We start from the raw sequence: 1631 nt of genomic DNA on the forward strand, positions 1-1631 counted from the left end.
CCTCGGCCTGTTTGAGCACGGCGATGATCTGGCTGTCGGTGAAGCGGGATGTCTTCATGGAACCTCCTCGGAAAAGGGTACGAGAAAATTCCACTTCTGGCGTCAGCTAACCTGCGGGGGGATTACCGGCCAAGCGCTGGGAGCACACCAAGGCCAGCCTGCGTGCGAAGGTGGAACACCCGTTTCGGGTGATCAAGCGTCAGTTTGGTTACGTCAAGGTGCGCTATCGCGGTTTGGCGAAGAACACCGCACAGGTGCTGACGCTGTTTGCACTGTCGAATCTGTGGCTGACGCGCAAAGCGTTAATGCCTGCTGCGGGGAAGCTGTGCCTGTAATCCAGGCAACACCCCGCAAACGGCCGAAACCGGCAAAAAATCGGCGATTTGAGCGCCCTCAGCGCGGCGGATGCGGTTTGCTTGGTTTCCCGGTCGCGTTGATCAGACCATCCCAAGGCGAGGTCACGTCCGTCGTCGAGACATAGATTTTATACGGCCCTTTCGTCAATGTCGCTGGTTGGGTCCAAGCTGCATTTTTTATCGCGGCCCGAGGCTCACGTATGCCTTCCACAAAAGCATATTTTTTTACGATTTCGCTATATCTTTCACAGCCTCGGGCTTTTTTGTCAGCAGAAATTACAGCTAGGGCACCTACTGTCCAAGCCTGAGAGCTTTCGTCACTGCGATGAACGCCAAAGCTCAACGCTGTTACCTGTGACTTCCGATCGTTCAATGAAACTCGATAGTGACGACGAAGGGGCTCGTTCCTGACAATCTCGGCCTTGTCAGCCGTAATTAATTTGTTGACCTGAGCCTCTTCAACAGTAACGCCGCTACTGAATAGCGAGACCAGTTCGTCAAGCACTTTTTCTGAACCATGGGCGTCATCACAGAATGTGGCGGATACTAAAATAGAAAAGGCCACGATAGCTGAGGACCGCACACTACTCATATAAATTCTCATTACAGCCCTCATTGTATTTAAAGCGCTTCAAGTGTTGTCCTGAAGCCTGCTTAGGTATCGGCTCAGATTAGCACTAACCAATTAGATGCCTAATTGGCTAGCACCAGTGGACCTCATTAGTCGCCCCTGAAAAACCCCAACCACCCAACGACCGCAAGGCCTTGATGTCTGCACCGGCGTGCTAAAACTACCAGTGTTCGCTACGCTGAAGGCTGGTTTCTTGCAATTTCCGCCCATGCGTACACGCCGTCCTGCTGCCGAAGACAGACCCGCCGACGAGTTGTTCCGTTCGCGTCTGGAGAATCAGATCGATCTGCAGCATCCGCTGGCGCAGCTGAGCCAACGGATGCCGTGGACGGCGTTGGAGCAAGCACTTTCATCGCGCTTGCCGGCCACCCCGGCCGGTGGCGGTCGGCCGGCATTGCCGGTGCGGCTGATCGCTGGTTTGCTCTACCTCAAGCACGCCTACGACCTGTCCGATGAAGCGGTGTGCGAGCGTTGGCTGGAAAATCCGTACTGGCAGTTTTTCACTGGCGAGGTCGTGTTCCAGACGCGCTTGCCGTGCGATGCCAGCTCGCTGACGCGTTGGCGGCAGCGGCTTGGCGAAGCGGGGATGGAAGAGTTGCTGGCGCACACCATCAACGCCGCGCATGCCATGCAGGCGGTGTACC

General features: G+C 55.7%; 2 protein-coding genes and 1 pseudogene. 2 read left to right on the plus strand and 1 reads right to left on the minus strand.

Going from position 1 to position 1631, the window contains the following annotated elements:
• Positions 1-128: 128 nt before the first annotated feature.
• Positions 129-335 (plus strand): annotated as a pseudogene (locus NX05_RS18475) (transposase); the annotation flags it as partial.
• A 58-nt stretch (positions 336-393) separates the two neighbouring features.
• Here NX05_RS18475 and NX05_RS23120 read toward each other — a convergent pair.
• Positions 394-960 carry a hypothetical protein gene (locus tag NX05_RS23120; RefSeq protein ID WP_249027794.1) on the minus strand — a complete coding sequence of 189 codons (567 nt, stop codon included), beginning with the start codon at positions 958-960 and terminating at the stop codon, positions 394-396.
• A 235-nt stretch (positions 961-1195) separates the two neighbouring features.
• Between NX05_RS23120 and NX05_RS18480 the strand changes: the two genes are divergently transcribed.
• A partial coding sequence (locus NX05_RS18480) for a transposase (RefSeq protein WP_162231368.1) occupies positions 1196-1631 on the plus strand: 436 nt, incomplete at its 3' end.

It is taken from the genome of Xanthomonas vasicola (genome assembly GCF_000772705.2).
Classification (GTDB): domain Bacteria; phylum Pseudomonadota; class Gammaproteobacteria; order Xanthomonadales; family Xanthomonadaceae; genus Xanthomonas; species Xanthomonas vasicola.